At 57.0% G+C, this 265-nt stretch carries 1 protein-coding gene; it reads left to right on the plus strand.

Annotated elements, in window-relative coordinates; genetic code table 11:
• On the plus strand, window positions 1-265 hold a 265-nt coding region (locus L7A20_RS11895), incomplete at both ends, for a transposase (protein WP_237223688.1).

The raw sequence follows: 265 nt of genomic DNA on the forward strand, positions 1-265 counted from the left end.
ACAAGCCAAAACACCAGAAACGGCTACCGCACCAAAAGAATCCTCACCGACACCGTCGGCCCCATCGACATCAAAGTCCCCCGCGACCGCGACGGCTCCTTCGAACCGACCATCGTGCCCAAACGAGCCCGTCGACTCAAAAACGTCGATGAAATCATCCTCTCCCTGGCCGCCAAAGGACTCACCTACGGTGACATCGCAGCCCACTTCGAGCAAATCTATGGGGCCAGCATCAGTAAAGACACCATCAGCCGTATCACCGCAA

This window comes from Rothia nasimurium, assembly GCF_928381415.1.
In the GTDB taxonomy this organism is placed as follows: domain Bacteria; phylum Actinomycetota; class Actinomycetes; order Actinomycetales; family Micrococcaceae; genus Rothia; species Rothia nasimurium_H.